Genomic DNA, 9,255 nt, shown 5'->3' with positions numbered 1-9,255 from the left:
ACCCGTACCGGGTCACGGCGGCTCCCACCGCGTCCCGGACGCCCGCCACGGCCGCGGCCGGGAGCGGATACGCGCTCACCCAGCACGATCGCGTGCTCGGCGTCACCGGCGTCGAGGCGGTCCGCGCGGCGGCCGTCGAGCTGTTGGTCGAACTCGGCGTGCCCGAGCACCTCGCCCAGCTCCACCTGGAGTCGCTGGTCAACCACGACCAGATGGTCGCGGCGCTGCACTCGGGGGCCGGCTCGGTCGCCGGGCAGGTCGTGCTGGACGGCCTGCTCACCGACCGCAAGGTGCGGCTGGCCATGCGGGCGCAGCTGACCGACGTGGTCGACGACCCGCAGACCGTCGAGCTGAACACGATGGACCTCGCCGAGTACTCGATGGCGTTCTCGGGCACCGACAGCACCGCCACCAACCACCTCAACCACAGCCACTCCGCCACCCTCAGCGGCGGCGCCGGCGACCTGACGGGCGGCGCGGGCTACGGGCGCAGCTTCTCGCCCGGCAAGGGCCGCAGCACCGCACGGATCACCAACGTCAACCCGGGCCGCATCGTCATGCGCGAACGGCTCCCGCACCGCAGGCACACGGCCCAGGTCACCTGGAGGCTGACCGCGCGCGCCGAGAACGTCAACCAGCTCGGCGCCTGGTCGCCGGACGAGCGCGACAGGGTCCTGCGCGTCCGGGACGGCGTCGCCTTCGTCAGCCCGCAGTGGCCGGTGGCCGAGGCCACCGAGACGGCGACGGTGCCCGGCACGCTGACGGTCGCCTCGTTCCCGACCGCCACCGTCAGCGAGCGCTTCCTGCCCCCGCACGACAGCGCGGGGCCCGGTGAGCACGAAGGCGAGCCGGAGCAGCAGGACCGCGGGCACCACGAAAACCCGGTCCGGCTCGCCGACGCGCTCATGGAAGCCGTTGACGCGCTGCTCGGCGAGCACGCGAGTTCCGTGCGCGACTCCCTGTGGACGCTGCATCTGCCCGGTACGACTCTGCCGGGCACGCTGGACACGATGCTCGCCCCGCGGTCCCTGCACGCCATGAACGACGCCCTGCTCGGCCCCGGTCTGGGCCTGCACACCATGTCGTCCGGCGCGGGCCACCTCAAGCGCGTCCAGCTGGTCATCCGGCTGAACCGCGACCCCCAGAGCCACGGTGCGCGGTTCACGGGTCTGCTCACCCCCGGCGCCGTCAGCCGCTACACCCAGTCGAACACCCACCAGGAGCTCGGCGTCAGCCGCACCCGGGCGAGCGGCCACCAGGTCACCGGCCTGCTCTCCGGCGGTTCGGCCGCCTACAGCCGCTCCTCGAACACCTCGCGGAGCCTGACCGACGGCCGGTTCAGCCGCCGCCACGACGGCCACACCGTCTCGGACGTCCTGGCCACCTTCCAGCTCCACGGCGAGCTGGAGATCACCCTCCAGCAGACCGTGCAGGTCTCGCGCAGCGCCGCCACGCTCAGCGGCGACCTGGCGCGGCAGACCGCCCAGGCCGTACAGCTCCCCCAGGGCGGTACGCACCGGGTGCGGGTGCGGCTGCGCGAGGAGATCGCCGTCCCGCTCAGCGAACTCAAGGGGCTGCTCCCCCGGCCGCTCGCACAGCCGGCCGTGGGGCTGCTCTCCCCGGAGCAGGCGGCGGCGCGGCTCCCGGCGGCGCGGCGCTACGCGATCACGTCCGGCGACCTCGGCGGCAAGGCCCTGGGCGTGCAGCTCAACACCGCTGCCGCGCGCGAACTGTTCGACAGGGTGGTCGCGGAGTTGCGCCGGTTCGGCGCGGAACCCGGCGACCTCGCCCGGCGCGGCCAGTTCTCGCTGGACACCCTGTACCGGTTCTTCGACGCCAACGTCCTCGCCCGGCATGTACTGCGCAACGGTCTGAACGACGATCCGGCCCCGCTGGGCCCGGATCTGCGGGCCGTCGGCGGGCCGTTCACGGACACCACCGGCGTGCTGAGCCTCTCGATCCTGCCGGCCGGGCAGGCCCGTTCGCTGGGCTGGCGGCCGGGCACGTCGGAGCGCAGCGACTACGGCTCGCAGAACAACACCCTGACGGCCGGTACGGGCCAGGGCCAGGGCACGTCCCTGGGTGCGTCCCATGCGCACCCGATGGGCTCCGCGAACGCCGGCGCCGCCTTCAGCACGGCCACGGGCCGGACCACCACCAGCTCCGGCTGGGCGATGAACCTGGTCGAGGGCGCCGCCCAGAACACCCTGTGGCGCACGCACGACTTCACCGACGCCTACGTGGTGCTGCGCGTCGAGGGCGCCAACGAGCGCGGCTTCCTCCACCTGGACGGCAAGACCCTCACCGCCGTCTTCCACGTATCCGACCTGCTGTCCGTGCGGTACTCCCCGGAGGCCGCGCTGCTGGGCCTCGGCGGTCTTCCGCGGGCGGCGATCCGAACGCCTTCCGGCTGGTACGTTCCGCCGCGCACTGCGACCGGCTGGGGCGACGACCTGCTGCTCGACCTGCGCCGCGCCCAGCGGGCGCCGGAGCTCGACGAAGGTCTGCTGTGGCAGGTCACGGCAGGCCCGGCGGACGCGGTCGTCGCATACGGCGAGAGCCTCCCGCGCGAGCGGTTCGAGGAGCTGTACATCCGTCCCGAACTCGACGGCGACCCGGCCACCGCCGGGCACGCCGTCCTCTGGGAGGGGCCCGGCTCCGACGGGATCGTGCGGATCACGACGAAGCGGCCCGCGGCGCGGCCGGGGCCGTCCGTCGCGCTGGAGGAGACCGCCCCGATCCAGCACCTGTTCGACGCCGGGGCGGAGAGCGGTCACGACGGCGGGCACCACTCCGACCTCACCGACGACGCCGCGTCGCACACCACGACGGTGCCCGTCGCGCACGGCGAGACGGTCACGCTCATCGAGGTGGAGCCCGAGAAGCCGCACGAGGGCACGCTCCACCTGGTCGGCGACGAGGCCGAGGGCAGCGGGTTCCACGACGAGATACTGGAGTCCGTCCGGAACCTGTTCCCCGAGCCCGAGTCGCAGGCGCAGCCGCCGACCGGTTTCGCGGAGACGCCGCGGCGGTTCCCGCTGGGCACGTTCGGCAGCATGATCGCCTTCGACGGCGTGCGCTTCGACGGCGCCGACCAGCCCGGCACCGCCCGGACCGGCACCATCGCCGACCTCGTCGTCAGCCTGCTGCCGGAGCGGCGCCCCACGTGGCTGGCGGACGCCGTGCGGGACGAGGTGACCCGGCTGCTGGAGGGGCTGAGCCCGCGCGAGTTCGCGCGGCGGCTGCTGGACGGCGGACTGACCCTGCGCGACCCGAACGCGGCACGCCCGTACACGGTCCGCCTCACGCTCACCGAGGTGGCCCGGGACCGGGCCACGGTGCTCGACGCGCAGTACCGGCCGCACGGGGAGCGGAGCATCGGCCTCCAGGAGGCCGGCTCCAGCCGCAGCACCGGCGTGTCCGTCAGCACCGGCAACACCCGCTCCCTGAGCGGCGGCGAGACCGCGACGGCCGCCGTCCTCGCGAGCGGCGGGCTCGTGCTGAGCCCCAAGGTCTCGGTCGGCGCGAAGTCGACCCGCACCGAGGGCCGCGGCCGGACCGACCTCGTCTACAGCAACCCCTCCCTGGGGCTCGGCGGACAGCTGACGCACTTCTCCTTCGCCGACGCCAAGTTCACGGTCGTCACCACCGCGCCCGGCGACGCCGGCGTGGCTCTCTCGGCGATCGGCAGTCTGCTCGCGGCCTTCCCGTCCGAGCTGGTCTCCCTGGCCGCGACGGCGCCCGCCGTCGCCTGGCAGGCGGAGTTGCCGCGCGACGCCGCGGACTCCGCTCTCGACCGGTTCACCCGGCAGGCACGGCGCTTCTTCGTCGTCCCCCAGCAGGTCGGCGACCTCGGCACGTTCCGCGAACAGCTGTTCTCGGCATACCTGGACGCGCGCTCCGGCACCCCGCTGCACGAGTACCTGCACGGCCGGATGGGCGAGCTGAACGTGATGTCCGACCTCACCCGGCTGTTCGGGGGTGAGACGGGGCTGCCGCCGGTGCGGATGACCAACGGCGACGTGCTGCTCATCTCGCTGCGGGCGCGCCTGCGCGCCGTCCGGCAGGCCGGCGACGCCTCGGCCGTCCCGCTGGTGCGCAACACGCGCAGGCTGGGCATGCAGGGTGCCAACACCAGTGTCGGCTCCGGCCGTTCGACCGGTGTCGGGCTTTCCCTCGGGACCGGCTCGGGCGTCCTGCCGACGGCCTCGGTGAAGGGTTCGCCGCTCTCGCTGAGCGCGAGCACCGCGTCCGGTTCGGGTTCGGCGGCCAACGTCTCCGCGGGGCTGTGGGAGACGGTGCGCTTCAACGGCGAGAGTGTGCCGTTCGTGCTGACCGTGCGGCTCAACGCCTCCTCGCGCCTGCTCGGGCACCCCGGCCGGCTGCACTCCGGGGACATATCCGTCGTCGTCCGCGTCCCCGCCGAACAGGCCGCGGACTTCCGTGACGCGCTCGATCAGGTGATCCGCGACGAGGAGCGGGCGGCGCGGCGGGAGCAGAACGTCCGGGGCGGGCAACAGCGGTCCGCGCCGGGCACGCAGGGTCCCTCGACGGCCGTCGAGGAGACCCCGGCGCCCGCGCCCCCGGCGGAGCTGTCCACGCCCGCCGGGCCCGTCGGGGTGTTCTCGCCCGTGGGGCTGTCCGGCGCCGACGAGGTGCGCGATCACCTCGTCACGGCGCTGCGGGAGGCCGAGCGGCAGACCGGGATACCGACGTGGGACCACGCCGAACTGGCGGGCCTGTCCGGCTTCCTGGACACCCATTTCCACCCGGAGTCGCTCACGTACCAGATGGCGGAGCTGTTCTCGGCGGAGGGCGCGTCGCACATGCTGACCCGTCAGCTGGGCGACAACACGCAGGAGGTGATCAGCTTCGAACTGCGGGCCGAGCGCGTGCCCGCCACCGCGTCCGGGACGCGCATCGCACCGGTGTCCGGCCTGCGCCTGCGCAACGTGGGTTTCGACCACTGGCCGACCGGGATGCGGGACACCACGGGCTCCGAGTCGTACAGCGCGACGCTGGGGCTCTCCAGCAGCCTCTCCGTGTCCCTCGCCACCGTCGCGAGCCCGGGGTACACGCCCGGCTTCTCGATGTCGCGCACCGACGGCAGGCAGCACTCCGACACGTACTACACGTACAAGGTGCACGGGTACGCGCGGGCCGGAGCCGAAGAGAACGAAAGCGTCCTGCACACCTACCGGGTGCGCTTCCGGCCCTCCGTCGCGGTGCACCGCGTCACGCCGCGCGGCCCCCTCGACAAGGCCGAGAAGCTCGTCCTCGACTCGTGGCAGAAGCTGAACGGCGCGTCCGAGCGGACGGGGGTCACCCGGCGCACGGTGGACGCGAACGTCCTGACGGGTGAGGCCCAGTGGCTGGTGCCGGTCTGGGACCAGCCACAGGTCGAGCACACCCTGTCCGAGGACGATCGGACCGGGAACGCACAGACCACGGGCGCTCAGACCGAGAACGCACAGGCCGCGGACACACAGACCGCGGACGCTCGGACCCGGAGCGCACAGCAGCGGCAGAACGTCCCGTACGCGCTCACCCAGCGCGACCGCGTGATCGGCGTACAGGGCCTGCGACAGGTCCGGCAGAACGTGTCCCAGGCACTAGCGGAACTCGGCGTCCCGGAGCCGGTCGCCGCCCTCCACGCGCAGACGATCGTGACCCGGGACCAGCTCGTGGCGGCGCTGCACAGCGAGTCCGAGGCGTTCCCCACCCAGCTCGTCCTCGACGGCCTGCTCACCGACCGGAAGATCCGGCTGGTGCTCCGGGCCGAGGTCGACTCCGTCCGGCGAAGCCATGCCGGCGCCCTCGGCCTGGACACGTTCGACCTCGACGAGCACTCCGCCGGATTCAACGGCACCCAGTCCGTCACCACCAGTGGTTTCTTCCGCAACCACAGCAACACCGTGGGCCTCAGCGGCGGTTCGGGCGCCGAGCAGGGCGGCGGCTCCGTGACCTACTCGGCCACCGACAGCCGCAGCACGAGCACCACCCGGGGCATGAACATCAACCCGGGCCGCTACATCGTCCGCAGCGGCGTGCCGCACTCGGTGCACACCGGCCGGATCAGCTGGTCGGTCACCGCCGTCGCCGAGGACCTCAACCAGGCGGGCACGTGGTCGCGCAGGGAGCGGACGAACGAACCCGTCGTCGTCGACGAGGGCGTCACCTTCCTCAGCCCGCGGCCCACGGCGTCCGCCGCCACGACGGCCACGGCATCGGCCGCCGGCACGACCGGCGTACCGGCCCGCTTCCCCGCCCGCGCGTTCCCGCTCACCGCGGTCACCGAGCGCCTGCTGCCCGTCGACACCGCGGCCGGGCGTCTGTCCCAGCAGGTCATGCGGGGCCTCAACGGCCTCCTGGACCAGCACGCGCGCGGCGCCCGCGACGCCATGTGGACGCTGGAGACCCCGGGCGCCAGCCTGACCGGGACGCTGGACATCATGATGTCGCCGGGTTCCCTGGTGGCCATGGTCGACGCGATGCGGGGGCCGGGCGTCGTCCTGCACCCGCTGTCCAGCGGCGGCCCCGGCTTCCGGCGGCACCTCCAGATCGTCCTGCGCCTCAACCGCGCCCAGGACTCCGAGGCGGTGTCCACCGGCGAGACCGTCGAGGGCACGGTCAGCCGGTACGTGCAGTCCAACGCCCGTACCGAACCCGGCCGTGGCCGTACGAAGGGCAGGAGCGTCCAGGCCGGCGCCACCGCTTCCGAGTCGGCCCTCTCCTACACCCGCTCGCGGTCGACCGCCCAGAGCACCTCGGGCAGCGCCTGGACCCGCCGCCACGACGGCTTCACGGTCAGCGGACCGCTGGCGGGCTACCTCGTGGACAGCGAACTGGAGATCACCCTCCAGGAGACCGTCCGCGTCTCGCAGACCGCGGCCACCCTGAGCCTCGGCGCGGCCCGTCCGGTGGCCGGGCTCGCCCAGCCCCATACGGGCGGCATGTACACCGTCACCGTCCCGCTGCGCGAGGAGCTCCTGGTCCCGGTCTCCGAACTGGCCGGCCAGCCCCGCACGGCGCCCCCGCTCCCGCTGGCACGGCCCGTACTCGACCTGCACAGCGCCGCGCTCGGGTACCGGATCGCCGCTGCCGAGCTCGCCCGCAAGGCCGCGGTCGTCCAGCTCAACCCGGAGGCCGTACGGCAGCTGTTCGACTCCCTCGTCGAGCGGATGCGCGCCTCCCGCGGCGACGCCGGCGACCTCGCGGGCCGCGGCCGCCACTCGCTCGACGCGCTGCGCAAGCTGATCAACCCCAGCGTCCTGGCCCGCCACCTGGTCCAGCACGGTCTGAGCACCGACCCCGACGACCTGTGGGCCGACCTCCAGACCGTCGACCGGGTGGGCGCCGACGCCCTGGGCCGGCTGCGCATCGCGATCGTCCCCGCCAAGGTCGGCCCGGCGCTGGCCGCCCGGCCGGGCACCAGTGAACGCAGCGACTACGGGTCGCAGAACAACAACCTGTCCGGCACCGAGTCACGCGGCAACGCCGTCGGAGCCGACGCCAACCCCGCGCACCCGCTGGACTCGCACGCCGGCGGCACGGCCGGCGGCGGCGCCTCCTTCAGCCAGAGCACCGGGGTGACCACCAGCACCAGCGGCTGGGCCATGACCCGTGTCGAGGGCGCGGCCATGGACACGTACTGGAACGTGCGCGGCCTCGCCGACGCGTACGTCCTGGTGGAGCTGGACACCGAGAAGGTGCTCGGCCGGTTCCGCTGGCGCGGCGCCGCCTTCCGGGCCGCCTTCCACGTCTCCGACCTGCTGTCCGTCAGCCTGTCCCCGCAGGGCACGCTGCTGGGCCTGGGCGGGGTGCGCACCGACGCGATCCGCACGCCCTCCGGCTGGTACGTACCGCCGCGCACGGCGACCGACTGGAGCGACCCCCTGCTCCTGGAGCTGCACCGCGTCCAGCAGGTGCCGGAGACGGAGGACGCCCAGGTCTGGCATGTCACCGCGGGCGCCGACGGGATGGTCACCGCCCACGGCCGGACCATGACGCGGGACCAGTTCGAGGACCGGTACGTCCGTCCCGAACTGACCCGTGACACCGCCACCGCCGGACACTTCCTGACGTGGGGCGAGCCCGGCGAGCACGGCCTGGCGACGGTCACGGCCGCCGCCCCGGAGGCCGGCGCGGGCTCGGTCCTGGGCGAGGGGAACGAGGCCGGCTCCTCGGCTCGGTCCGTCGGCTCGGCGCCCCCGCAGACATCCGAGGTACCCGAGGCGTCCACGACATCCTCGACGTCCGAGGTACCCGAGGCATCCGAGATATCCGAGGCGCCCGAGGGCTCAGGGATGTCCGAGGTCACGGAGACGCCGCAGACGTCGTCCGCGGTTTCGGAGGCGTCCGCGGTTTCGGAGACGACGGCGGCCCTGGGGAACCCGGTGGTGGGGAGCCCGGTCCACGACCCGGCCCACGAGACGTGGGAAGAGCTCTCGATCGACCTCCACCAGGCCCGTACGCTGCGCGCGGACGGCCTGCGGCCCCAGGAGGTCGCCGCGGACGGCGACTGCCTCGTCAACGCCGTGCTGTCGACCTACTACGCATCCGGGCTGGTGGCCGAGCGCCTCGCACCCGGGCTCGACGCGGCGACCGTGCGCGAGGCCCTCGCGGAGCAGCTCGCGGCGGAGCTCCACGGCGACGCCTCCGAGCTCTGGTACACGATCCTCGCGCCGTTGCAGGAGCAGTACCGCAGCGCGGAACACATCGCTCCGGGCTCCTTCCCGCACATGATCCAGGAGTTCGTCCGGCGGCGGTTCGACGAGGAGCCCGACCCGGAGACCCGGGAGGCGCTGCGCGCCGCGCTGCTGTCGGCTCTGGACGACGAGGAATGGGAGACCTGGCGCGAGGTGGCACGGGGCTCCGGCGTCACCGCGGCCATCGTCCAGCAGGTGCGGACGCCCGGCAGCTACGACAACGTCGGCGGTGACCTCGTTCCCGCGCTCCTCCACCTGAAGTACGGGATCAACCTGGGCATCCTGCATGTCGGCGGCGACCGGTGGCACTGGACCGCCGACCACGGCGTGCGGATCCAGCTGGTCCGCGTGCTGCTCGACGGCCGCGTCGAGCACTACCAGGCCACTGCCGCGGTCCCCCCGACGCCGGTCACCGGCCCGGCGACGGACAGCGGTCGGACCACGGCCGCCACCGCCGTCCAGGAGACGGCTGCCGCGACGGTCGAGGAGACGACTGCCGCCACCGTCCCGGAAACGACCGACGCCACGATCCCGGAGACGGCCTCCG

The 9,255-nt window shown here is 73.6% G+C and carries 1 pseudogene; it reads left to right on the top strand.

From position 1 onward, the window contains the following. Positions 1-9,255 (top strand): annotated as a pseudogene (locus ACFU99_RS21515) (hypothetical protein); the annotation flags it as partial.

Source organism: Streptomyces sp. NPDC057654 (assembly GCF_042800135.1).
GTDB lineage: Bacteria > Actinomycetota > Actinomycetes > Streptomycetales > Streptomycetaceae > Streptomyces.
This window is presented reverse-complemented; position numbering and strand designations above follow the sequence as displayed.